General features: G+C 52.3%; 22 protein-coding genes. 5 read left to right on the forward strand and 17 right to left on the reverse strand.

Annotated features, from left to right (window positions below; all coding sequences use genetic code 11):
- Positions 1-9: 9 nt before the first annotated feature.
- Positions 10-2,631, reverse strand: coding sequence for a phosphoenolpyruvate synthase (ppsA, locus tag F1379_RS15575; RefSeq protein WP_150271339.1), 2,622 nt, complete (start codon positions 2,629-2,631; stop codon positions 10-12).
- 212 nt (positions 2,632-2,843) lie between these two features.
- Positions 2,844-3,701 carry an aldo/keto reductase gene (locus F1379_RS15580; RefSeq protein ID WP_150271341.1) on the reverse strand — a complete coding sequence of 286 codons (858 nt, stop codon included), beginning with the start codon at positions 3,699-3,701 and terminating at the stop codon, positions 2,844-2,846.
- Between the two features lie 180 nt (positions 3,702-3,881).
- Here F1379_RS15580 and F1379_RS15585 point away from each other — a divergent pair, with 180 nt between their 5' ends.
- The gene (locus tag F1379_RS15585) at positions 3,882-4,814 is read left to right on the forward strand and encodes an AraC family transcriptional regulator (RefSeq protein WP_150271343.1); all 933 of its coding nucleotides are present in this window, start codon (positions 3,882-3,884) and stop codon (positions 4,812-4,814) included.
- A gap of 102 nt (positions 4,815-4,916) precedes the next feature.
- On the opposite strand, the gene nrdF is transcribed toward F1379_RS15585, so the two are convergent.
- The 4 genes from nrdF to F1379_RS15605 form a co-directional block, all read right to left on the reverse strand.
- Entirely contained in the window at positions 4,917-5,876 is a 960-nt protein-coding gene (gene nrdF / locus F1379_RS15590; RefSeq protein ID WP_150271346.1) for a class 1b ribonucleoside-diphosphate reductase subunit beta, read from the reverse strand.
- Positions 5,877-6,498: 622 nt separating this feature from the next.
- Positions 6,499-8,583 carry a class 1b ribonucleoside-diphosphate reductase subunit alpha gene (nrdE, locus tag F1379_RS15595; RefSeq protein ID WP_150271348.1) on the reverse strand — a complete coding sequence of 695 codons (2,085 nt, stop codon included), beginning with the start codon at positions 8,581-8,583 and terminating at the stop codon, positions 6,499-6,501.
- Positions 8,570-8,929, reverse strand: a complete 360-nt coding sequence (gene nrdI / locus F1379_RS15600) for a class Ib ribonucleoside-diphosphate reductase assembly flavoprotein NrdI (protein WP_150271350.1) — start codon at positions 8,927-8,929, stop codon at positions 8,570-8,572. The genes nrdE and nrdI overlap by 14 nt, the downstream gene beginning before the upstream one ends.
- Positions 8,930-9,130: 201 nt before the next feature.
- Entirely contained in the window at positions 9,131-11,464 is a 2,334-nt protein-coding gene (locus tag F1379_RS15605; protein ID WP_150271352.1) for a histidine kinase, read from the reverse strand.
- A 403-nt stretch (positions 11,465-11,867) separates the two neighbouring features.
- Between F1379_RS15605 and F1379_RS15610 the strand changes: the two genes are divergently transcribed.
- Entirely contained in the window at positions 11,868-12,371 is a 504-nt protein-coding gene (locus F1379_RS15610) for a hypothetical protein (protein ID WP_150271354.1), read from the forward strand.
- Positions 12,372-12,383: 12 nt separating this feature from the next.
- A complete protein-coding gene (locus F1379_RS15615) occupies positions 12,384-12,872 on the forward strand; it encodes a hypothetical protein (RefSeq protein WP_150271357.1) in 489 nt (162 codons plus the stop codon).
- A 10-nt stretch (positions 12,873-12,882) separates the two neighbouring features.
- Here F1379_RS15615 and F1379_RS15620 read toward each other — a convergent pair whose 3' ends face one another.
- The 10 genes from F1379_RS15620 to flgB form a co-directional block, all read right to left on the reverse strand.
- Positions 12,883-13,482 (reverse strand): lysozyme inhibitor LprI family protein, encoded by a 600-nt coding sequence (locus F1379_RS15620; RefSeq protein WP_162551176.1) that lies wholly within the window; start codon positions 13,480-13,482, stop codon positions 12,883-12,885.
- A 161-nt stretch (positions 13,483-13,643) separates the two neighbouring features.
- On the reverse strand, positions 13,644-14,393 hold the full coding sequence (locus F1379_RS15625; protein ID WP_150271361.1) for an AIR synthase related protein: 750 nt from the start codon (positions 14,391-14,393) through the stop codon (positions 13,644-13,646).
- Positions 14,394-14,456: 63 nt separating this feature from the next.
- Positions 14,457-14,762: a DNA-directed RNA polymerase subunit alpha C-terminal domain-containing protein gene (locus F1379_RS15630; protein WP_150271363.1), complete on the reverse strand. Its 306-nt coding sequence runs from the start codon at positions 14,760-14,762 to the stop codon at positions 14,457-14,459.
- A 115-nt stretch (positions 14,763-14,877) separates the two neighbouring features.
- On the reverse strand, positions 14,878-16,686 hold the full coding sequence (locus F1379_RS15635) for a methyl-accepting chemotaxis protein (RefSeq protein ID WP_162551177.1): 1,809 nt from the start codon (positions 16,684-16,686) through the stop codon (positions 14,878-14,880).
- A gap of 154 nt (positions 16,687-16,840) precedes the next feature.
- Positions 16,841-17,644 carry an ABC transporter permease gene (locus F1379_RS15640; RefSeq protein ID WP_162551178.1) on the reverse strand — a complete coding sequence of 268 codons (804 nt, stop codon included), beginning with the start codon at positions 17,642-17,644 and terminating at the stop codon, positions 16,841-16,843.
- Positions 17,645-17,646: 2 nt separating this feature from the next.
- The gene (locus tag F1379_RS15645) at positions 17,647-18,447 is read right to left on the reverse strand and encodes an ABC transporter permease (protein ID WP_150271370.1); all 801 of its coding nucleotides are present in this window, start codon (positions 18,445-18,447) and stop codon (positions 17,647-17,649) included.
- A gap of 219 nt (positions 18,448-18,666) precedes the next feature.
- Entirely contained in the window at positions 18,667-19,815 is a 1,149-nt protein-coding gene (locus F1379_RS15650; protein WP_150271372.1) for an NAD(P)/FAD-dependent oxidoreductase, read from the reverse strand.
- 42 nt (positions 19,816-19,857) lie between these two features.
- Positions 19,858-20,571 (reverse strand): methyltransferase domain-containing protein, encoded by a 714-nt coding sequence (locus F1379_RS15655; protein ID WP_150271375.1) that lies wholly within the window; start codon positions 20,569-20,571, stop codon positions 19,858-19,860.
- Entirely contained in the window at positions 20,558-21,718 is a 1,161-nt protein-coding gene (locus F1379_RS15660; RefSeq protein WP_150271377.1) for a type III polyketide synthase, read from the reverse strand. The genes F1379_RS15655 and F1379_RS15660 overlap by 14 nt, the downstream gene beginning before the upstream one ends.
- 217 nt (positions 21,719-21,935) lie before the next feature.
- On the reverse strand, positions 21,936-22,346 hold the full coding sequence (flgB, locus tag F1379_RS15665) for a flagellar basal body rod protein FlgB (protein WP_150271379.1): 411 nt from the start codon (positions 22,344-22,346) through the stop codon (positions 21,936-21,938).
- A 114-nt stretch (positions 22,347-22,460) separates the two neighbouring features.
- Here flgB and F1379_RS15670 point away from each other — a divergent pair, with 114 nt between their 5' ends.
- Both F1379_RS15670 and F1379_RS15675 read left to right on the forward strand, forming a co-directional pair.
- Positions 22,461-22,901, forward strand: coding sequence for a DUF6376 family protein (locus F1379_RS15670; RefSeq protein ID WP_150271381.1), 441 nt, complete (start codon positions 22,461-22,463; stop codon positions 22,899-22,901).
- Between the two features lie 119 nt (positions 22,902-23,020).
- Entirely contained in the window at positions 23,021-24,196 is a 1,176-nt protein-coding gene (locus F1379_RS15675; protein ID WP_150271384.1) for a serine hydrolase domain-containing protein, read from the forward strand.
- A gap of 65 nt (positions 24,197-24,261) precedes the next feature.
- Here the strand turns inward: F1379_RS15675 and F1379_RS15680 are convergent, their stop codons facing one another.
- Positions 24,262-25,203, reverse strand: coding sequence for a glycoside hydrolase family 43 protein (locus F1379_RS15680; protein ID WP_150271386.1), 942 nt, complete (start codon positions 25,201-25,203; stop codon positions 24,262-24,264).
- Positions 25,204-25,257 lie beyond the last annotated feature (54 nt).

Consider the following 25,257-nt stretch of genomic DNA (forward strand, 5'->3'; position numbering starts at 1 on the left):
CCGTTCTTCTTACAGGATTTCGATATACCCTTCGGTTCCGTGCAAGCGGATGCGCTGCCCGTCCTGGATCAGTCCGGTAGCGTTCTCTACGCCGACAACCGCTGGCAAGCCGTATTCGCGAGCAATGACAGCGCCATGGGTCATGAGTCCTCCGACTTCGGTAATCAGGCCTTTAATGGATACGAATAGCGGAGTCCAGCTGGGGTCTGTAAAAGCGGTCACCAGAATGTCCCCCTCTTCCAGATCAGCCTCCTCCATGCTCAGCATAACACGGGCGCGTCCTTCAATAACGCCGGAGGAGACAGGCAGACCGGCAAGTGCCCCTGCCGGGAGGCCGTCCCGGTGGTATTTACCTGTAATAATTTCGCCGTCCGATGTGATTACACGCGGCGGTGTCAGCTTCTCGAATAACTTGTACTCCTCTTTCCGGGCGCGGATGATTTCTTTGTCCTGTGTCCGGGTACGCACAGCTTGATGCAGTTCTTCGAACGAAAGGAAGAAGATATCCTCCGGGTGATGAAGCACACCCGCTTGTACAAGCTGCTCGGCTTCTTTCACTAGCGCTTGCTTATAGATGAAATATCGGCTAACCATAGCGTATTTCGGATATTCGCGGTAGCCGCTGAAATTACGGAGCAGATCAATCCTTAATTGAGTTGCCCGGGCTTTGTGTTCACCCTCCGGCAGCTGCTTTAACCGTTCCAGCAGGGCTTCTTCATGGGCCAAGGCTGCCTGTCTTCCTTGCGCAAATTTCCGTTTGCCTGCCCCGGGCCCGAAATTCTTGATGTTGGTAAGAATTACCGGAATAAGTGCTGCCGGATTCTCGCTCCACCGCGTTCGGGTGATGTCGATTTCTCCGGGACAGCGCATTCCGTATTTGCTAAGAAAGCCGTTGATCGCGTTTAGGGACTCATGCCCGCCCGCCAGCTTGCCGAGTTCCTCCCCGAACCCTTCGCCGTCCTCCTTCACCTGCTTCAGATACGCTATGACTTTGGGATAGGCTCGGATTACATCGGCGACTTCCATCAGCGCCAGACCCATCTCGGAGGTAATATTGCCAGGCACAGACTGGGTAAGCGTATCCGCCGCATTCTTCTCACCCAACCACTCATAGATCCGTCGATTAATCCAAGCCGATGCATCCATTGCGGCCATAATGATCTTCAAGCTGTGCTGGTTAAACAGCGTCTTCCTCAGTTCCTGGATATCCTCCATAATAAAATCGAACAATGCTGCCCCTGACTTGCTTTGGATATGGTGCTTCAGCTCTGCGATGGAGGCTTCACTGCTCCGGATTAGTTCAGCGGCGATGGCCGGATCACTATCGATCTGCGCTTCATTATCCGCTGCAGGCATGGCTGAAGGGCTATTCCCGGGCCCCGCTGCTGCTTCATCCTCCGGAAAAGGTGCGATAATATCTCCCCGCTCAATAATAGACAGTAATGCGTCTTTAATCAGCGGGTCGGATTGACCCAGCGTATTCAGTAGCATGTCTCTGCCGGCTGCCGAAGCCAGATTCCGGGCGACGTCGACGAACAGCCTGCCGCCAGCGGTACGCATGGGCGCATAGGTGGTTAACAGATAGAAGGACAAGCCCAAGGGCTTGATGGGGTCCGTCATCATTTGTTGATGGCCTACAGAGACATAGACATGCTTCTCTTCATCGTCTACGGCGGGGATCGGATACAACGTAGTGATGGGCCGGCTTTGCAAGATATAAAAGATTCCCTCCGCCAAACACCATTCAATATCCTGCGGACGGCCAAAATGAGCTTCAATTTGTCTTCCGAGTCGTGCCAGCTCCATTATTTCGGTATCTGTCAGGGTCTGTGCTTGCTGCTGGTCAGCAGGTACCGGACGGGTCTCTGTCCCGCCTTCCCCGAGCCCATACACAGCCAAATGCTTGGCAGAGATCACCTTAGCGGCTATTCTCCCTGCTTGCACCTTATAATGGTCGGCAGACACCAGGCCGGAGACCAGCGCTTCCCCGAGTCCGTAACCTGCGTCGATAGCTACGACCTTGCGGCTCGAAGTCACCGGATCAGCGGTAAATAATATCCCTGACGCCTGCGGAACAATCATTCTCTGTATGATCACGGACAGATGGACTCGTCTATGGTCAAATCCATGCTGCATCCGGTAGATGACTGCGCGGTCTGTAAACAGGGAAGCCCAGCACTTGCGAATATGCTCCAGAATGGCGTCTAACCCAATGATATTCAGGTAAGTGTCTTGTTGCCCGGCAAAAGAGGCCTGCGGCAGATCCTCAGCCGTCGCACTGGAACGCACAGCATAAGCGTACTCATCGCCATACCGGGAGAGCAGCTCCATTACGGCGTCCGCGACATCCGAAGGAAGCTCTGTTTCCATAATCACGCGGCGCAACTCTCCGCTGATTTCACCGATCTGCTCCCGGTCCTCCGGATGGAATGTGTTCAAACGCTCCAACAGCGCATGGTACGCTTCATTCGGCTCGACGGCTTTCCGGTAGCATTCGGTTGTTATACAGAAGCCTTCAGGTACCCGGATTCCTTCCATGCCGGATAATACTCCAAGGTTTAATCCTTTTCCGCCAACCAGCCATAGCTGTGTGTGATCCAACTCCTGTAAACCGAACACCAGTGGACTCATCCCATCACTCCTATACGCTAAAATAAAAAATATTTGACAAGAAATTCACGGCATGATACAATCATATTGTAAGGTGATATTTCTATGTTATTTTCCGTTTTAAAAGTCGCAGACTGATTATATCACTCTGTCTGTTTATATGCAATGCAAAGAACCTGATGATTTCATCAGGTTCTTTTTTTTCGAGAATAACCTTTGTTTAACTTACAGTGTTATTCCAGGCCCTTTTTACCGTAATCGGTCATGAACTCAACGGTCTGCGGATCGGCGTGGGAGAAGAACGAACTTTCACCTGTATCGAGCGCTGCGATAGTTTCCATATCCCCGGCAGTCAGCTCAAAATCAAACACATTGAAATTTTGCTCCATCCGCTCTTTGCTGACCGTCTTGGGAATGACGACCACACCCCGCTGGATCAAGTAACGCAGTGCTGTCTGAGCTACTGACTTACCGTATTTACCGCCAATCTCCTCTAAGGTTGGATTAGTGAAGAAATTGTTTTTCCCTTCGGCAAACGGCCCCCAGGATTCAATCTGCGTATTGTATTTCTTCATAATCTCGTGAGCTGCGGTCTGCTGGTTGAAGACATGGGTCTCCACCTGATTGACGGCGGGAACCACTTCGCTGAATTTCACAAGGTCGATATATCTGTCCGGATAGAAGTTGCTGACTCCGATAGCCCGGATAATCCCCTCCTTGTAGAGCTCTTCCAGCGCCCGGTACGTTCCGTAATAATCGTTGAACGGCTGGTGAATCAGCACCAGGTCCAAATAATCGAGCTGAAGCTTTCTCAGGGATTCCTTAACGGATGCTTTGGCTTTCTCATAGCCTGCGTTTGAGATCCACACCTTCGTGGTGATAAAGAACTCTTCGCGGGCAACTCCGCTGGCCTTGATAGCCCGTCCCACCGCTTCTTCGTTCCGGTACGCCTGGGCGGTATCTATTGACCGGTAGCCGACATGGATCGCATCCAGCACACATCTTTCACATTCCTCGTGATCCGGGATCTGGTATACGCCATACCCCAGTATCGGCATCTGTACGCCGTTGTTAAGTGTTACATATTCCATTGCTGTTCCTTCTCCCTCCTGAGGTGTAATTGGTAATTGGTGATATCCTTTATTATGCTGCAAAATAGAAGATAACCGTTATCCTGATCATACTGAATGATTGCCTATTCCTGTCACGGCGCCTATAATACTGATCTGTTCTGGTTTATAATCGAATAAAAAACAACTGGGGGCGTAGTCATGCCGGAGGAGATCCTTACTCAGCAACAAGCACTGTCAAAGCTCATTCTGCAGTTTTCACCCAGTGACGGAGTGTTCGCGACAGCGATTCCTGATCTATCTGTGATCCGGTATTCGGATATTTCCGAGCCTGCTCACAGGGTGTACAAGCCTTCCTTTTGCGTGATTGCCCAGGGCATGAAAGAGGTGTTTCTGGCGCAGGAACGTTTCGAATACGGTTCAACCGATTACTTGATTGCTTCCATGAATCTGCCGGTGGTGGGCCAAATCATTAAAGCTTCATCCGATGTCCCTTATCTAAGTATCAAATTGGAATTTACGCATGATCAGATTCTGGAGGTAATGAACGAGGCTAACGTACGCATTGTGCCGAAGGAAAACGCAAAACGGGCTATCTTTGTAGGCCAGACCGAGCGTTCCCTGATGGATGCGACATTAAGACTGATGGAACTGCTGAACCGGCCGGAGGATATCGCTTTTCTTGCTCCCCTGTTCATCAAGGAAATTCTGTATACCCTGCTGAAGGGTCCATACGGTGTGACCCTGGGACAGATCGCGATGGAGGGCAGCCATACTTACCGGATCCGGGAAGCCATTGATTATATCACTGCAAATTATGCCGAGGCGATCCGTGTCGAACAGCTTGCCGAAGCTGCGAGCATGAGCCTCTCTACGTTCCACCGCAATTTCAAAGAGGTGACGGGTATGACACCCATCCAGTTTCAGAAGCAAATGAGACTGCAGGAGGCCCGGCGGTTGCTGCTTGCAGAATCTGCCGAAGCCGCCGAGGTAGCTTACCGGGTCGGGTATGAGAGTGCTTCCCAGTTCAGCCGGGAGTATTCCCGGATGTTTGGTTCTCCGCCGCGTTCCGACGTGAAGCAATTGAAGGAAATGTACGATCCTGCTAGAAGCATTGTGTTTCTGGGAGATTAATCTGTGGTAGGTGTGAAAAAAAGACAAGGCAACCAATCACTTATTGGTTGCCTTGCCGCTATAGTCTCATGATCTCGCATGTTATTGCTAAAGCTCAAGAAATCAGAAATTAAAGTCTTCATCCTTCAATGGCTCGACGTTCAGGGCCCGGACATAACCGTTGCCCTTCTTCGAGAAGAAATCATGCTGCTTCGTGTGCGTGCTGATACCGTTGAAGACAATCGGGTTGACCTCTTCGTCTTCAAACAGCGGCTCGAAGCCGAGATTCATCATCGCTTTGTTGGCGTTGTAGCGCAGGAACACTTTTACATCCTCCACCAGACCGATGGAGGCATAAATCTGCTCCGTGTACTGCTCTTCGTTGGCATGAAGGAAACGCAGCAGCTTCACGAGAGACTGGTACAGCTCCTGCTGCTCCTCCTCACTCAGCTCCGCATAGATTTCCTGGGCCAGTACTCCGACATAGACCCCGTGGATGCTTTCATCGCGCAGGATCAGGTCGATGATCTCTCCGCTGCTGGTGAGCTTTCCCTGACCCGCCAGATAGAGCGGATAGAAGAATCCGCTGTAGAACAGGTAGCTTTCCAGGAGCACTGACGCTGCCATGGCCATGAACAAGTCTTTGTTTGTATGGATGTTCCTGTAATACTGCTGGATCGTTTCCGCTTTGGTCTGGAGATGCTCATTCTCCTCCACCCAGCGGAAGATGCCGTCAATCTCTTCGGTGGAAGCCAGCGTAGTGAAGATGCTGCTGTAGGATTTGGCGTGAATCTGTTCCATCATCGCCATGAAGCCGAGCACCGCTTTGCGCTGCAAGCCGTCCACATGCTCCAGAATCTGCGGCATCCCCACGCCGCCCTGAATCGTATCCAGCAGCGTCAAGCCGCCCAATACCTTCATATAGGCGTCTTTTTCCAGGTCGCTTAGGGTCGCCCAGGTCATTTTATCGTCGGATAAAGGGATTTCGTCATCGGTCCAAAATTGCATAATGTTCTGATTCCAGAACATCATGGTGAAGTCATCGTCCGGGCGGTTCCAGTTGACCGCTTGAATTCCTGGCATAGATCTTAGTCTCCTTTTAATATATGAACTTAAGAGCTTCCGGCAGCACGGATTGCTGAAGGCCACAGCACCTATTACTAAAGGCTAACCGCACGGATTGCTGAAGGCCAGCAGCACGGATTGCTCTTAATGCCCTCACTAACCGCTTCTAAGCTGCTAATTGCATTTTGTACAACTATATCCATCTAAACAAGCCGTTTTCCTGCCATAGTTGCATTTCGTACAACTATTTTCTTACTTTAAGGCAGTTTGACCCCAATATACTGATTTTAGTTGCACAAAATACATCTATCCTTCAAAGATGGGTACATCCCTAACAAATAGTTGCACGAAATACATTTATCCCTGTTGAACGGGGCTGCCTATCATTCATCATAACTATACAGAACTGACTGCCAGCGAATAATACAGCCAAAAGCGGTATTCATCAGGTAATCGGGGGAACGGGCAGCGGACGAAAGTCTGTAACTTTAATCAAATCACTTTCAGGCCTTATCCGGCTAATCTTAAGTTCATCTTATAAGATTTCCTTCGGAAGCTTTCAGGCGGACGCTACTGCTCCTCCAGTTACACAATCCTCTTCCATCACTTCACCTTTATATGCAGCACTTAAGTTCCGGCATTAAATCGAGCAGGTCAGGCACTCTTCCACCGACAGCTTTTTGGTGCGGGTATAATACAAGGATTTCAGGCCTTTATGTGCGGCGTACAGATAGCAGCGGGCCAGCTCCCGTGTGGTGACATCGCTGTTCACATGCAGCACGGCGGATATACCCTGGTCAATATGCGGCTGAATTTCCGCAATCAGGTCAATCACCTTGAACTGGTCCATCTGGTACGCGGACTTGTAATAGAACAGATTATCCTTGCCCAGATATGGCATCGGATAATAAGTGGTCGAATTGGCGTAGGTCCGGGTTTCGATCTGCTCGACAATCGGCATCACGCTGGAGGTCGCATTCTGGATATAGGAGATGCTGGCCGTCGGGGCGATTGCCAGACGGTACGCGTGATAAAGGCCGTTCGCCATCACGTTCTCCTTCAGTGTCTTCCAATCCTCCGGTCCCGGGATCTCCATACCACTGAACAGCTCCTGCACCCTTGCCGTTGCCGGCCGGTAATCCGTCTCCAGATAGCGGTCGAAATATACGCCGCTGGCGTAATCGGAGCCTTCAAATCCATAGAACCGCTCGCCGGTAGCTTTGGCAATGTCCATGCTCTTCTCCAGGGAGTGATAGTTCATGACCATAAAGAAGGTGCGTGCGAAATCCTTGGCTTCATTGCTTTCATAGGCAATTTTATTCTTGGCCAGGAATCCGTGCAGATTCATGACGCCAAGACCGACCGAATGCATCTCCCGGTTGGCTTTCGCCACGCCCGGTGCGTTGTCGATACGGGTCATGTCGCTGACGGCCGTCAGTGCAATCATGCCCTCATGGACGGATTCCTTGATCGCCTTATGCTCCATGACGTTAACGATGTTCAGGGATGCCAGGTTGCAGCTGATGTCTCTGCGGATCTGGTCCGGCTTGCCGTAATCGGCAATTTCAGAGGTCTCCTGCAGCTGGAAGATCTCGGTGCAGAGATTGGACATCTTGATCTGGCCGACATTTTTCAGCGCATGGGCCTGGTTAGCGTTGCTCTTGTTCATAATATACGGATATCCGGATTCGAGCTGAATCATGGCGATCTTGGTCAGCATATCGCGGGCGCTCATGACCGCTTTCTTCTTGACACGTTCGTCGGCGAGCAGCGTATCGTACATCTCATCCAGATCCATGTCGTCAAGGTGCACACCATAGGCTTTGAATACACTATAAGGCGCAAACACATGCAGCAGCTCATTATCCTGAGCCAGCCGGTAGAACCGGTTCGGCACAATCAGGCCGATGGATAGAGTCTTCAGGCGGACTCTCTCGTCGGCATTAATCTTCTTGCTGTCCAGGAATTCGATGACATCCCAGCCGAAAATATTATAGTAGGCCGCTCCCGAGCCTTTGCGCTGGCCCATTTGATCCGCATAGGAGAAGCCGTCCTCCATCAGCTTCAGTACGGGCATAATGCCCTTGGCCGCTCCTTCCACGCCCTTGATCGCTTCGCCGCGGGCCCGCAGCTTGGACAGGTTAACGGCTACGCCCCCGCCCACCTTGGACAGCTGCATGCAGGTGTTCAGCACATAGTTGATCGAATTCAGCGAATCGTCCATTTCCAGCAGGAAGCAGGAGACCATCTCGCCGCGGCGGCTCTTGCCTGCGTTCAGGAAGGTCGGCGTTGCCGGCTGAAGACGCTGTTCCATCAGCGAACGGGCAAGCATACGGGCTGTATCTGCATTACCCCGTCCTAAATGCAAGGCTACAACCGCTACCCGGTCCGGATAATGCTCCAGATAGGTCTTCCGGTCATTGCTCTTCACGGCATAGTCCGTATAGAACTTGGATGCCGCCATGTAGGATGGGAACTGGAATTGATAGCTGTGTGTAATCTCGAAAATCCCGGTTACCTCTTCGGGTGCATATTCCTTATAAAAGTCCTCGTAATAATCGTGCTCGATCATATACTGAACCTGTTCTGCAAAGCCGGCGAAGGACAGGCTTCTCGCTTCGACTTCTTTCATAAATTCGGCTACGGCTTCCTGGTCTTTATCCAGCTGGAAAAAACCGTCTGCATCGCGTTTCATTAACATGTTGTTGAGTTCAATATGACGCAACACGGCTCACCTCTCTTTCGAATCGTTCTACATCGGTCTTGGTTCCGGACAGCTCGAATTTGCTGATGACCGGAACCTGGTACAGATCTGCAATTATGTCTGCACTGAGGGCAAACCGTTCGCCCCAGTTGCGGTTGCCGCTGGCAGATACACCAAGCAGGTGCTTGGCGTTATCCTGCAGGAAGGAGGATACCCGCTCGGGAATCTCTCCAAACCCTGTCGTATATGTAACGAGAACATAAGGCTCATCAATGGTCATCTGCTCTTCAATCTGGACGGCTGGCAGATTAAGCTTGGAGATAAATCTTTTAACGTTGCCGGTCTTGGAATCATATACAATCAGCATCGGCTGCTACCTCCTTGGATTCTATGGAAAATGCTGTTAGATACTATATTTAGATGACTCTATCTATTTTATAACCATATATTGAAATGTCAATGCTTGTACAAAGCGAAAAAATTGATCTGCAGCGCAAAAATACCGCCCCGCTTGATGGGACGGCATTTAAAAATATTTTTAAAATTTATACTATCTTTTTCGGGTTAACTATAGTATCTGTTCTCCAATGTCCGGATCGAAATCGGCCACGATCAGGATATCCATATGGCGTGCGTTCCGCAGCAGGTAGTGGACGATGCTTTCTTTCAGCAGGGTGTACCAGAGCGGCTTGCGGGATTGACCGATAATCAGCTGGGTGGTATGCACCTCGTTAATCCGGTGCAGCAGATTCTTATGAACGTTCCGCCGGCTGACGGCTTCGGCAATTTCCATTCTTCCCCCGAGCCGTTCAGTTAGTTGCCGCAGGACATTGAGCCGTTTCTGCTCATGGTCACCCGGTACTCCCCCGCAGTGGACATAGTGGACGTACCACTCCGCCTTTAACCGGTGCGCAATACGGAAGCCGCGGCGGATTAACCGCTCCGAACGCAAGCCCAGATCCACACAGATGAAGATGACCTCACGCCGGCCCCAGGGTCCGCGCAGTGAGGCCTCCCGGTCCCACGCTTCCAGCCGCTCATCGACATCATCGGCAATCTCGCGCAGCGCAAGCTCCCGTAATGCAATCAGGTTGCCGAGCTTAAAGAACGACTCCAGCGCCTGATTCACCTTCTCGAAGGCATAGATTTTGCCGTCCCGCATCCGCTCCTGCAGCATCTGCGGCGTAACGTCGATCAGCTCCACCTCATCCGCCAGCTTCAGAATCGCATCAGGCACCGTTTCTCTGACCCGTACACCGGTCAGCTGCTCCACTGCATCGTTCAGACTTTCCAGGTGCTGGACATTGACAGTAGTAATTACCGAGATTCCATTCTCCAGCAAGCGGACCACATCCTCGTACCGCTTCTTCGTCAGGCTTCCCGGCACATTCGTATGCGCCAGCTCATCGACCAGCACGACCTCCGGCCGGCGGGCAATGATGGCCTCTGTGTCCATTTCCTCCAGCTTTGTGTTCTGGTAGGCGATCTGCGCCCGGGGGATGACCGGCAAGTCGCCTACCTGCCTGATGGTTTCCATGCGGCCGTGTGTCTCCAGCAGGCCAATGACGACATCAATGCCTTTGTGCAGCAGAATGTTTCCTTCCTGCAGCATTTTGTAGGTTTTGCCGACTCCGGGAGCGGCACCGATATACACCTTGAAGGTGCCGCGGCGCATGGTCCTGATTTTCGTTTCAATCTCTTTGCTGCTGAGCCGGTGAAAAGGCCCGGCCTCTCCTTTGGGCTTCGCCCTGACAGGCAGGATACGCTCCCCCTCCTGCTCCGCACGGTCGGCCATCAGGAACACATCAATATTCCGGGTTCGGCGCAGCACCCGGTTCACAATCGAGCCCTGCCAGCGTTCCTGCCAGCGGCTCTTCTTGGAGTGCCCCATCACAATCCGGGTGACATTGTTACGGATGGCATATCGTACCAGCACGGAAGGCAGCTTGCGGGCATGCAGCAGAGACAGCTCATCGAACCTCGCGTCCACTTTGTCCACCAGCTTCTGAATGTAGCGCTTGAAGGCCTGCTGCTCCTTCGTTAATTTCTGCTTGGACACGATAAAGGTAACCACCAGCAGATCGCCGTTCAGCCGCTTGGCAATCTGCTGTCCTCTGCGCACATGCAGCGATCCGTTCCAGTGATATTGTGCGGAGACCAGAATCCGTTCAATCGCTCCCGAAGGCCCGATCTGGCCGTTCTGTTCGCGGTGCTTCTCCAGGGTATCGTTCACGCCTTCGGCCACCAGCCGCAGTGAGAGCTCACGAAGCACGCCGAGATTGCCGCGCCGGGACATCGCCGGGTGTGTCTGATCGCCCAGCACTCCCTCATTGATCCGGCCGAGAATCGTTTCCGGCGAAACGTCGATTAACTGGATTTCATCCGCCAGTTCAAGCGTATCCAGGGGGACCGTTTCTTCCGCACGGATTCCCGTCATTTTAAAGACAATATCCTCAACCCCGGCCAGCTCATACACATTAATGGTTGTAATCACGCTTATACCCTGGTCCAGCAGGAACCGGATGTCCTCCAGACGGGTCTTGAACCGGGCCCCCTCACGGTTGCGGTGGGCAAGCCCGTCTGCCAGCACAACCTCGGGATTGCGCTCCAGGATGGCGTCGAGCGGGAGGTCTTTCTGCTCTTTGCCGTCACGCCACCAGTGGATGCTGGGCACCCGCTCCAAATCCAGCAGCTGCTGGACGGTCTCTGACCGCTGCATGGTGGACACTGCACTGATGACGACATCAATGCCCTGCTGCTGCAAGGCTTTGCCCTCCTTAAGCATATGATACGTTTTGCCCGCACCGCTGACAGAACCGATGACGATCTTCAGCCTGCCCCGGTGCAGGCGGTAAATGGAATACAGAATTTCCTCCGGCGATTTGCGTTTATATGGGGACACCTCTTCTCCTCCATGCTTAGATCTTCAGTCCTTATACCATCCGCTTGATGATTCTGCGAGTATACCATTAAGGGCATCAGAACGGTGTTAGAAATCCTGCCGCAGTATTAAGAGCGCATTAAGATACGGCTGCGGCAGGTATTAAGGTCTGATAAGGAGATGACACGGTTCATTAAGGTCGTCTAAATATTCAAAGAAATTGAAGCAATCCGCAGGAAAGCCGTGCTATCCGTAAGACTTACCCAAGTTATTTTCGATATCTTTGCGAAACTGGCCGAAATCTTGTGTTAAAGAACTTTCACGGTTTTGTACTTGCCGGAGCGGGCTGTGTATGATTGCTTGTAATTCAACGCAGAAGTAACACAGGGCGTAAGTTAGTCAGGTACAAGAGGAGGATGGGACCATGTATTCCTTGAAAATATATTATTTTGGCATCCACCCTCGCCTGCTGGACCCGGTCAGCCTGGAATTCTTGAGTTTTGCCGCTTTGTGGTATGAAGAAAATAGCAGGCGGTATATCGTCGGCTACGGATTCGGAGAGGAACCTATTCATAAACTGAAGCAGTTCTGCGCTTCCACGGCGCATTATACCTGCAACGATCAACATACGCTGCTCGATATCTACAGCAGTCTAAGGGCAGCGCAGCATGAGCAGGACTGGAACACCCGCAAGAAGCTCTCCTTGCTGTCAGTGTTCAGAGCGCCCTGGAGCGGCATGGACACCGGCTGGTACATCATCCGGTCCCGTGCCTCGTATCCTTGTCATCTATCTGTAGTCCAGCGGAGGAAATATAGTATCTGGCTGGAGCACGCCTCGGTCTGCGAGAATGAAGCGGAGCTCGCAGCCTGTATCAACAAAGCCAAAGAAGCCCATTGTCTGGCCTACATCAAACTGACGAATGGTTGAGGAGAGATCATCATGGACACCGGCAACCGAATCTCGCGGATCGAACTCTTTGCCCTTCCGGCTCCGTCCTTACAGGACGACAGCTCAGGACACAATACGAGACTGCAGCTCATTCTGAAATTGACTTGCGATAAATGTGTCAGCTATGGGGAATGTGTGTTATCTGCCGACAAGCAGCCGCCGAATTTAATCAAGTGGGGCTTCTATTTGAGGGGCATTATCCATATGGAACTTGAGGAGGCACTGATGACCCTGGAGCTTCACCAGCGGGAATGGACACCGGGCCAGTCGCAATTGCTGCAATCGGCGTTATGGAGACTGGCGCTGGCCCAAAGTGTTCCATTACAATTAGCTGCCGGCTCAGCGGGAATACATTACAATAAGCCCCCGGCAGCTTATTATGCGGCTTCCGGTTCCTCTGCCTGCAAGGAGCGGTTCGGAGAGTATGACCTCTCCCGCTTATTTGAAGAGGCCACTTCTTATTACTCGATTCTGATCTAATTAGTGCAGCTTATTTCATGTACGAGTTGACCAGCTCATAGCATCTGTCCTTTGTGACACTTGCCAGCACAGACGAATATTCCAGCGGCTGCATGGTGCCGCCTTCGAATTTCAGCGACGCTTCCTTCGCGGTCTCATCCCTGTAGCTGATCCATTCCAGCTGTTCCTGCTTGAGCTTCGCCATATCGCTTTCGGACAGCTGTTCTTTGAGCTCACCGTAGATTTGATTCAGCGCTTCATCCCAGCGCTTGTATTCTTCGTCAGCCGCCTCGATCATGGACGCTGTCGATCCTTCTCTTAAGCTTTGCAGGTCGCTAAGTCCGGCATCTACGGCATCCAGCTTCTCCAGATAATCCTGCTTGGTTGCAGAAGCGGCAGGTGTCTGTTCAGCGGTGGCCGGAGAGGCCGACGGGGAGGCTGTCTCCGGAGCTGCTGACTCCTGCAGTTCATTATCCGCTGAAGCCGTTGCTGGCGCTGTAGTCGCAGGAGCTGCGGTTTCTGGAGCGGCTGGGCTCGATCCGGCCGCTCCGGAGCTGTTATTGGCGTTATTCCCGCAGCCGGCCAGTGCCAGGCTGCCTATCATTATAGTTAAGAGCAGTATCTTTCTCATGTCATCCCTCATCTCCTCTATATTATTGTCGCGTTGTTAACATATACCTTTCATAGCTTCAGACGAAACCGGAACCCGGATAGTTGCGTCTTCTCCGGAAATCTAAGCACAACAAAGACACCCAGGTTAAATGGGTGTCCAGAGGTTCATTATCGTGTGAATCAGGCAAGCAGATGCCCGATGATCTCCATTCTGCCGCCAATTACGGATGGGATGGCTGCTGCATTCTCTTCGGCTACCGAGAAGATCACTGCCGTCGCCGGTCCGCCTGAAACCTTCAGCTTGTCCGTAATGCCGGGAACCGGCTCGAATCGGCAGCCGTTCAGCCCGGCCAGAAGGGCCGCCTCATACCCTGCCCCCTTGGAGCCGACCGGATGAATCTCATGCACTTCCGGTAAGGCTGCCAGGGACTGTAGCTGCCGGATGCTGCATTGCCTGTCCGGGTGCTCCATGACAGCAGCGCCGAGCATCGGTTCTCCCAGCATAATTAAACAGTCACCGGCCGCCGACCGCTTCAGCTTCAGTTCGTCCTCGCTGATTTCGCCGATGACGGTGATTCCAACGCCGGTCTGGCGGGATTCGAAATTCTCTTCTGTGCTTCCGTTTACATGAAGCTCCGTGAGACCGGCTTCATCGAGCAGTCTATGTACGCCGCGGATAATTTCGCATCCCGTCGGATGCATCTCTACGGCCAGAGTGTCTACCACGGTAAGAATATCTGCTCCTACCGACAGTACCTCCATCACGGCAACGCGGGCTGCATAATAACCTACGATATCCGGCGGGGCCGGTACAACATCCATGGGCTTGTTCCCGATGCCTGCACTGGAGTCGCAGCCGATGACCAATGACCGGCTCCCGGGTCTTTGGATTATAGTTAAATCACGTATTTTATATACTGATGGCTTCAAAGAATCGGCCTCCTGACAGCACAATGTCAATTCGTGCGGATGGCCCCATCCGCTTTAATTCAGTTATATCGGCTTTATGATGTCCAGCCTGCTTACCAGAGCTTCAAGCAGCTCGACCACGATAGCTTGTCCGTTTGTCCCGAAATTCCTCTTGGAGCCCAGTTCTTCCAGCGAAGCATGCATTAAATCTCCAATGGTTAGATAGTCATTATCCTGTAAGGCATTCAGAATACGCGAGATGCTTCGTACATTCTGGCCTGCTTCCAGTCGAAGCACATGGATAGACTGATTATAGTAGAATTGATCAATATGTATGTAGGACTCTATCGGGGCATCTAACCTTTCAGACCAGCGGCTTATAAATGACATCTTCCGATCACCCGCTTTTATGCGATTTCGCGAACTAGTTAGGAAAACTAACTATATTCTCGCACCAATATCCAGGGCTGTCAATGCAGATCAATAGATGATAGTTCACTATGAATCAAAGCCGGAAAGAGTCGACCGATTCTCTCAACCCTGTTACGACCTGCTCCAGATTAACTGAAGAGCCAACCACCTCGGTGAGAATATCCTTCTGGCTCATTGTCGCCGAGTTGACGGAGCTCGCGATTCTGGACACGGACTCTGCGGCATTGGTTAGCTCACCCATGGTCGCAGCCACTTCTTCCGATGAAGCGGACATTTGCTCCGTGACGGCGGATGCTTCATGCAGCTGGGTGGTGATAGAAGTTATAGAGGAGATAATCTGCTCAATAATCGCATGGACTTCCGCCGCTGAAGCGCTGCCCCGTCTGGTTTCTTCGACGCTATACTGCATCAGGGTGGACGCTTCCGTGATGTCATCAACGGTTTCGCTTAAGATGGAGCTCACTTCCTGAGCGGCCTGTCTAGAATGAGCGGATAATCGTCTCATTTCCGAGGCCACCACCAGAAAGCCTCTGCCCTGCTCGCCGGCCCCGGCTGCTTCCAGCGAAGCGTTTAAGGAGAGCAGGTTCGTATCCTGGGCAAAGCCCGAGATGCTGGATACAATCTGATTCATTTGTGCCGATTTGCTGCTTAGCGACGTAATAACCTTTTCCAGTGAAGTGATCGCTGTAATAATTGCTGTCATTTGCGAGTTTAATGATGCTACCGATTCTAACCCGTGAATAGCCGATGTGTTCATAGCAGTGGAGTAATCGGCAATTTGCGAAGTGCTTTCGGCGATCCGGTTCACTCCCAAGGCCATTTCTTCGACCGCCCGGCTGGTTTCCGAGATACCCGTGAACTGGCTTCTAACGCTTAAGGACATGCTCTCTATATTGCCGGCAACAGTATCCGCCTCCTCTGATGCAGTCTGTGAACCGGCCACAACAGAATGCATCGCGTGCTCAGTAGTAGAGGCGTTCGCAGCAATCAGAGCAATGATTCTGCGCAGATCAGCCACCGTGGTGTCAACAGATTGGGATAGCTGCCCCAAATCGTCTCTGGGATAGCTGGTCTCGGGAGCTGCCGTCAGATCACCGCTTGTAACGCTCGACAGCTTCACATTTACACTGCGCAGAGTGCTTACAATATGTCTGATCGTCATCCCTGCCAATAGTAAAGTCGCGAGCAGGACAAGGGCCAGCATGACAAATCCGAACCGCTCTTTGCGTAAGGCTTCCTGCTCTGCCGCGAGAATATGTATTTTGGAATAGCTCTCTAACGACGAGGTAATCTGGGTTATCGCAGAGCCTACGTCAGCGAATTGCTGGTCCAGCACCTCCTCGGCGGGTCTGGAAGCAGCAGGCCGGCTCATCCCGTCTGACCAATTTTGCAGCATCGAATTTAACTCAGAGAACAAACTGTTCAGCGTTTTGTCGGTATCTCTGTAGTAGATATCATCCAGCACCCCGAGACTCTCCAGTTCAGCTCTGGCCATAGTTACTTTATTGACCACCACATCCATGGAATCGCCGGTGACCTCCGAGCCGGAGGTGTTGCCGGTGTATGTATATTTCTTATGCTCAAGCATGAGATGCTGCAGGTTTTTGTCGGCATCTACCAGCTCTGTGGTGGACCGGATGGTTGCACTGTAGAGAACCTTGGTCAAGTTGTTGATATCCCGCTTTCCGGTCTCAACCAGGTAGATCATTGCTACGGTAAATGAAATCAGACAGATTGAAACCATTAGATACAGCTTTAATCTTACCGACAGATCGCGCCAGAAGTTGTACGGGTACATAGCCATACTCTTTAACCGACGATTACTCTTCTTCTTCGGGAGAAGCAGCACTTCTCCGCCTGAAGCTTTCTCCAGCTCATTCATTTGCTGCCTTCTTTCCATTATGTATTTTCACAGCTAGTTCATTGTAGCTTTTGACCGATGATAAAACACTGAAGGTATTGGTGGAGAACATCTTCTGTAAATAAAAATAACCGCATCCCTGGTAAGGATACGGTCACTTGGGTCCTGCCCTCTTCTACGCTCCCGGGCTCTGGTAAGTCTGCAGGCCCTTCTTCCAGATCAGTCTGCTTAAGACAATGAGGATAAGCGCCACGAACGGTATACCGATAATGAAAGCTTTATGATCCTCAAAGCTGAAGAAATACTGCGAGGGATAGAAGCTGATAAAGCCAAACGGCAGAATCGTTGTCAGGATGATTTTGATCGTCAGATTATAAATGTTCAGCGGATATTCAATCAGTCTTTCGATGCTGCCCACCAGCTCATGCAGGGCATTGCTCTTGATCATCCAAAAGGAAGCGGCAGATAACAGAAACATAAGACAAGAATAGATGATGGTGCAGAAGATCAGTGCAAGCATCAGGTAGAGCACATCCGGGAAGCCGGAGATGATAGCGATATGTCTCTCTGCGGCAATCATTAGTCCAAGACCGATCAGAAATTCGTCAAGCGGGAGTTCCGTGTTATACCGCCCTGTTGAAAGCAGCTGGAAGAACGTACCCAAGGGACGGGTGATGTACGTATCCAGGCTTCCGAGCCGTATCCAATATCCGAGATTCAAAGTATTAATGAAGAAAGTGTTATAGAGTGCCCTGATCAGATAAAAATAACCGAGCATCCAGAACACCTGGTATTTGTTCCAGCCCGCAATCATGTCCACCTGGGCAAAGATGATCTCCAGGCTTACTACGCCCATTAACAGAATCAGTGCACTGGCCACGTTGATTGCAATGAAATCCGCCTTATATTCTGCATATACAAGCAAGTTGGTCTTAAAGTAAGAGCGGTAACAGCGCAGGTATTTCTTAAGTCCCTCCATCTTTATCCCCCCTGAACCGTCAGTCTCTTGAAAGCGGCTTGTTGCAGCAGCATGCATAAAAAGAGAAGAAAGATTACCCAAGCCGACTGCTGAAGGATGAGCCACAGACCTTCCGTTAAGCTGTAGGACTTCATCATAGCCGAGACCGGCAGATAGTAGATGGCCCTGAAGGGAAATACATAACACAGCTTCAAGAGCCATTCCGGATAAAATTCCAGCGGGATGTATAGCCCGGAGAGTATGCTCATGCATGCCATTTTCAGCATGTAGATTCCGATGATAGAGCCTGTCCAGAAGCTGGTCAAGCCCAGGATGAAGTTCAGAATGAAGAAGATCAGGTACGCAAGTATAGCCATGACCGTAAACAGCAGCACCTGATTCAGGGAGACCGCATCACCGTCCTTGAACATAAATACCGCTACAAGCGGAATGCTGATTACAGCAGCCTGCAGTAACCCTCTGCCCAGATCATCGAACAGATACCTGAACGGAAGCAGCACAGGCTTGACTTTGTCCATTACGATTGAACCGTCGCGAAAGCTCTCACCGATCCGTTCATCCACTCCGTCTCCCAGCAGTTTGCGCAGAATATGGCCGAAGAGGATATAGGAGAAGACGCTATAAAATGTTAGATTAGCCAGCTCATCTTCTCCGCTTCCGGAATAGATGGCGTTCCATAAGAAATACTCTACAAAGAAAATTACAAGGGCAGCGAACAGGGAAGACAGGAAATTAAACTTATAGAACAGCTCCAGCCGGATTCTGGTTTTGCTGAACGCCAAATATCTCTTCATCGTCATCATCACTTCTCATCCACATTTTCATAGAGATAGAGCAGTACACTTTCCAGAGTATCCATACTCGGGTTGCTCCTCACCACAGCGCAATTCGGGTCAAATCTATATAAATTCATACCAGAATTATACTTTTGAGTAAGTGATAAAAAATATATAGGTTATCGGTCATACAAAGTAAAAAACGGCTTAGCCGTCCTAATTTGGACGGCTAAGCCGTTTCTGCCATCACCGGGTCATCCCGGTCTCCGAGAGTCGGGTAGCCTTGACCACGTACTTGGCCAAGCCCGGGAATACCCGTGCCAGTCCAGGATACAGCCGGTTGGTTCTGGCAAACGCCAGACTTTGAATCCGCCTTGCCCGCTTCAGCAGCGCGGTGAATTCCTGATTCGCTTCCCCGGTGTAGCCGGTTCGCCACTGATCATAACGGAGTTCTCCCTTAAGATATTGGTCCGTCCAGCCGGAGCACAGCAGCGAGGAACGCAGGGCAATTGACATTCCGTCTCCGCATAACGGCGGAATCATGAGCATGGCATCCCCGATATGGGGAAATTCCGACCAGGGCTCCGGGAGATCGGACAAATGGACGGGTGCCATCGACACCTGCGAGCCAGGGACCGGATTCCCTGCGGTGAGCCTTTCCGCTAGCCGGAAATTTGTCTGTGCAGCCGTCTGCAGAATTTCCGGCACGGATTTCCCGTTCCCTTGGACGGAATCCAGAGTCAAGAGCGCAGCGACATTGGCTTTCCCTTCTTCAATGGGGGAAATTCCAATATATCCGCCCGGGCAGAAATAAAGCTCTACCCGTGACGGAACATGAATGCCGGTGAAGTGGGATTTTACACCGATATATACGGTCTCATCCCTGGTTTCCTCAGCAAAGCGCGCCATATCCCGGGGTTTCTTCGTCCCGTATGCACCCACTACAGCCCTTGCCTGATAACGGACCCTTCGGCCGTTCTGCCGGGTCTCCACTTCATAAAGATGATCATCCGTCTTGCGGATGCCGGTGACCATGGTCTTCGTAACAATCTCCGCTCCCGCCGCCTGTGCCTTCTGATGAAGAATCCGGTCCAGCTCATAACGGCTGATCCCGACGGCCTCTCCGGGCAGAGGAGCCTCAATCTCTCCTCCATGCGGCAGGATGATGACGGCCCGGTCCATCATGGCGGGCACAATCCCTTCCTTCAAGAGATCGACGCCGAGAACCTTCAGCATTTCCTTGGTCTCCGGAGACATGAACTCTCCGCAGGTCTTGTGGCGCGGGAACTCCTGCCGGTCCAGCAGCACCGTGCGGTGTCCCAGCCGGGCAAGCTGGAGTGCGCAGCTGCTGCCGGCGATTCCCGCTCCGATCACAATGATATCCACTGGCTTCATTCACGGTTCACCTGCTTTTTAATTAAAATAGGCGGTTCGATGTCAAGCATTAGGGATTACCACCGAATAACGGAACAGCGGCTTCCACGAATAAGTCATGTCTGCGGATTGAAGGTTCTGCTGCAGCTCCCGCCAATCCCGGTCCTTGAAGCCTTTGGCAACGGACAGCGGTCCGTCATGCCGGATGTAGCGGTTGCGCGAGATTACGTGTGTAACTACCCAGACGGCAGCGTACGATACCGGATGCCGGTGAATGTCGTTGATGACGACCCCGTATTTCGCAGCTCTGCGCATATGGGATACCATCTCTACCAGCTGCAATCCGTCAAAATGATGGATAAACTGCGAGCCGGTCACAATATCCGCCGAGCCATCCTTCAGCTCCCTAAGGTCGCCCTGCACCACCTTCACCCGTGGTTCATCGCGGAACAGCTGCCGGGCTTCCTCGCAGGCTTCTTGGGTCATGTCAACCAGAGTGATCTTCAGCCCGATGCCCTTCCGGTCTCCCCATTCGAGCAGCTTCCGGTTCACATCGCCCGAGCCTGCACCCACATCCAGAATACTGAGCGCTTTGGGCCGGCCGCTGGCCAGCCACAATTTCTCTACGCCGGCCCTGGTCGGGCCGGGAGCGGCGAAGATCCGGTTCAGCCGCCGCAAATGCTTCAGTGCCTCGCGGAGTTCCTCGCCGCCCATCGAGAAGTCATCCATCAGCTCGTCTTCCTGCGCCCGGACCGACAATCTTCTAAAGAACGGCATGATTCTGCTCCTGATGAGCCGGGGAATAGGCCGGAACGTAAGTGAAGCGCATCAGCTCGGCGGTCAGCCCCGGGCCAAAGGCCATCGCTACTCCTTCTTTAGCCGCGCTTCCCTGTGCTTTCATATCCTGCCGCATGGCCTCAAGCACAAACAGGATGGTGACCGAAGACAGATTACCGGCGGTTCGCAGGATCTCGCGGCTATAGTGTGTCTGTTCATCGCGGAGCCTCATGACCTTCTGGACCGAATCGACAATCCCGCGTCCGCCCGGATGGATTGCCCACAGCTCAGGCAGCGCAGCGCCGGCAAGCAGAAGCTCAAGCTCTGCTTCGAGATGGCTGCCCAGCAGCTCCGGAATCCGCGGGGATAAATACAAGTCGAACCCTGCATCGCCTACCTCCCAGGTCATATCCGCAGTCGTCTCCGGAAGCAGCACCGAATAGCCCGTGCCCAGACTCAGATAATGGCTGTGCCGGGCTTCCGCAGCTCCAACAACACAGGCGCCTGCCCCGTCGCCGAAGAAGGAAGCGGCGAATAATGCCCCTCTTTCCTGGACCGGCTGGAAATGCAAGGTGCACAGCTCCACACACACGACGAGCACTGTAGACCCGGGTGCGCCATTGACGACATCACGCGCCATCTGGATTGCCTTCAGGCCGGCAGCGCAGCCCTGAAAGATTAACGGAAGCCGGTTCACGCGCGGCGACATTCCAAGCTCACGGATGAGCATGACATCCAGTCCCGGCAGGTATTGGCCCGTGCAGCTGACGGTGATAAGGTGGGTAATCTCTCCGGCGGTCTGACCGGCATCGCGCAGCGCTCTACGGGCGGCCTCCAGCCCCAGCGGAAGCGCCTCCTGCTGATATTTCTTCATCCGTTCACCGGTCGTGGGGATTCCCGCCAGCTCCCCTCCTGTCGGTACATACCGGCAGGAATCCGCAGAGCCGAGATAGCTGTCGTCTACAGTATAGCGGGTCTCCACGCCGCAGGATTTGAAGATCCGCTTAGCGAAGCGTGCCAAATCCGGGCTGTCCTGCAGTGAGGAAGCGATCAGCTCCGCGATTTCCGGCTGGGCAATGGAATAGGCAGGCAGAGCCGTTCCAATGCCCAGGACCGCCGTTCCGGCCTTGCTGTTCATTTCAGTCATTTATGCGCCTCCGTTAAAGTGGATTTTTAGGCTATGGCTAACATTGTTTACCCTTAACGGTCCCTTTATAATCCGGCCAGCTACGGTCCCTCCAGCTATAGGATCAGGCGGCCTGAGCGACCATTGTCAACTTAAACAAAAAGCAGCCATGCATCGGCTGCTCTGGCTGCTCTTAACGTAGATCTTCCTGGTTGTATTATTCTGCTGCCGTACGGACTTATTTCAAATCCTGCAGCAGATTCTTTATTTTCGAATAATGCCCGCTCACCTTATCAACCATGTAATTATACATCAGCTGATTCTCTGCGAGGTTGGCCATTTCAATATCCATATCGACATTATTGCCGTTGTTGTTCATTGTGGTATCGCTGTTCTGCACAATCCGGTAGGGAATTCCCGACAAGCCGGTCTCACCGGTGGGTATGTGCTTCGGATGTGTCCGTTTGACCTCCAGATTGTCCGATGAACCGTTCTCGATAATACGCCGGAGTTCCTCCTGAAACTCCACCGTCTTCTTTTTATAATTGGGGGTATCGGCATTGGCGATATTCTCGGCAGTGACGTTGTGCCGTACATTCAGCACCTGCAAAAGGGATTCGTTGAGTCTTGAAGAGCTGCTTTGGATCATGGCTCAATCTCCTTGTTATGTTGATATGGCTATAATGATGCAACCGGGTATTCTTTTTTTCGTATACTAATACCATTAAACTTTAAAATTAAAATAACTGCAAGGAGTGAAATCATGAAAAAACACAAATTAAGCTTTCTGCTGCTCATTTTGCTGATTATGCCGGGTTGTGCGTTTGCAGAGCAGGTCGGAGACAGCGTGAATTTTGCCACGGACACCGCCTCTTACATGCAGAAGCTGAATGAATTCGGCCAAGAGGCCCAGACCTGGGTTACCGATGCTGCCACGGACCCGGAGGCAAGGGAGGCACTGAAAGACAAACTTGTGGCCCTCAAGGAAGAGAGCGCCCAGTATGCCAGTCTGCAGGTTCCGGAGTATGCGGCGGATTTGCACCAAAAGATCGCCGGTTATAACGATACGCTGCAGCAAGGCCTCGATCAGGCGATTGCCAACGTGGAGGAAGGCAAGGCAGCCTTCGAATCGACGGGAATTCCCGATACCATTAATCAGGTTAATGAGCTGATGAACCAGCTAAATCAGCTGATTCCGAATTAACGTTATTAAGCGCAGAAGCACTATACAACCGCTCCGAAAGCGTTTAAAATTCTCTTTAGCAAATGCTTACAATCATTTGATCCGAGAGAATTTATCCGCAGAAGGAGTTTTGAAGTGACATGCTGGAATCAAGCATAACCAAGCAAATTGAACGAACCTTGAGAGCAAGCATCGACAATAATGAGATTGCCGGAGCAAATTTCATGATCATCAAGGACGGCAATGAGGTCTTCTACCATGAAGACGGATTCGCCGATCTTGCAGCAAAGCGTCCGATAGCCCGGGATTCCATCTTCCGGTTATATTCAATGACGAAGCCGGTAACCGCTGCCGCCGTCATGCTGCTGTTAGAGCGCGGGGAGATCGACCTCTTCGATCCCGTCAGCCGTTATATTCCCGGATTCAGGAACCAGCAGGTTGAACGCAGCGGCGAGCTTGTGCCGGCCGGCCGGGAGGTCAATATTCATGATCTGTTGAACATGACCTCCGGCCTCACCTACGGCGGGACCGATCAAGCCGGACAGCATGCAGATGCCTTGTTCCGTGAACTGGGAAGCCGCTTGTCCGGCGATAAGCCGATGAGCACCATGGAGTTTGCGGACCGTCTGGGTCAAGGTCCTCTCTCCTTCGAGCCGGGTTCCTCCTGGCAGTACGGTACATCGGCGGATGTCCTGGGCGCAGTAGTGGAAGCGGTTAGCGGCATGCGTTACGGGCAATTCCTGCTACAGGAAATCTTCGCGCCGCTGGGAATGCAGGATACAGGCTTCTGGCTGCCGGAGGAACGGAGAGCCCGCCTGGTCAAGACCTACCAGGATGACGGGGCAGGCGGATTGAAGCTGTTCACGGAAAGCCATCTCGGCATCGCTCATCAGATGGACCGGGAACCGGCATTCGAGTCGGGCGGCGCAGGACTTGCCTCCACTATTGACGATGCCGCGAAATTCACAACGATGCTGATGAATCAGGGCCGTTATGAAGGCGGACAGCTGCTGAAGCCAAGAACGGTGCAATTTATGACCTCGGCTGCACTGTCTGCACGGCAGCAGCAGGGCTTCGATACATGGCATTCCTTATGCGGCCATAGCTACGGGAACCAGATGCGCATCATGACCGAGCCCGGCAAGGCCGGACTCATCGGCGGCCGGGGCGAATACGGCTGGGACGGCTGGCTAGGGGCTTACTTCAGCAACAGTCCGGAGGATCGGCTGACGGTCCTGTTCATGATCCAGAAGAAGGATGCAGGCACGTTGCCGGTTACGCGCAAGCTGCGTAATATCGTGTTCAGCAGCCTGTAAGGCGAAACGTAAAGAAACCGCGCCGGAGTGAGCTCCTGGCGCGGTTTTTTGCGGAGCGAGTAAGGCTATTTTGGGTTAAACGCCTCTTTAATCCGCGTGTATTCCTCGCTCGAGATCGACAGCACGGTGCCATGCTTGAAGCCGTACGGAAAGCTGAAGCTTTCGTCCGAACGCACAAACCGGCCGCTCTCCAGCGTCTCGGCGACGAATGGCACATACCCCTGCCCTTCCCCTTCTACGCCATAGAAATCAAGCATCAGGCACCACTCACCACTCGGCAGGCGGAACGCCGTCGGTGCTTCATATACCCCTTGCTGCAGCTTGGCCATCTCTGAGTCAAAGGCGGCAATTCGGGTATAACCTTCACCGGCCAGCTGGTCGCCCCGCTCCAGAATAATCGTTGCCGGGTTGGCTTCACTCTTCAGGAACCGGTAAAATACACCGTTCTCCTCATATATGGCGGAATCAATGATTCCGCTATCTTCCTTCCGGCACAGGAGCTCCGGTGCGCTGAAGGTGCGGAAATCGCGGGTACGCGAGTAATAAATCGCCTTCGGTCCATATCCGTTCGAGGCATGGGACGAGGACCAGTGCAGCACATAATCCTGCTCATGCGGATCATAGACGACATCAGGCGCCCAGAGACAGCCATAGTTGTCATCGCCAAGCTCGATCAGCCGTTGCTCCGACCAGTTCACCAGATCCTCCGATTCCCACAGCGACAGGCATTTACTGCCTTCCTTTGTAATATTATCCCAGCTTCCCTGATACTTTGTATGAAAACAGTTGGCCAGGCTGAGGTCCGTCGCAAGAATGACAAAACGGCCGTCCCCGGTGCGGACAATCGTATGATCCCGGACCCCCTTCTCCCCCAGGCTACTTTCCAATATAGGCTCGCCGTTATTCACCGCTTCCCAGTGAAACCCGTCGGTGCTGAGGGCGAAATAAACCTGCTCTCCGTCGGGCGTCTTCTTTTCCTTGAAATGAACAAATAAATACGCTTCCACGTCTGACACATCCTTTTGTCAATATGTAGTTCTCTATTATTCTACGACGCGGAA

The sequence above is a fragment of the Paenibacillus tepidiphilus genome (assembly GCF_008635795.1).
Lineage (GTDB): Bacteria > Bacillota > Bacilli > Paenibacillales > Paenibacillaceae > Paenibacillus_AQ > Paenibacillus_AQ tepidiphilus.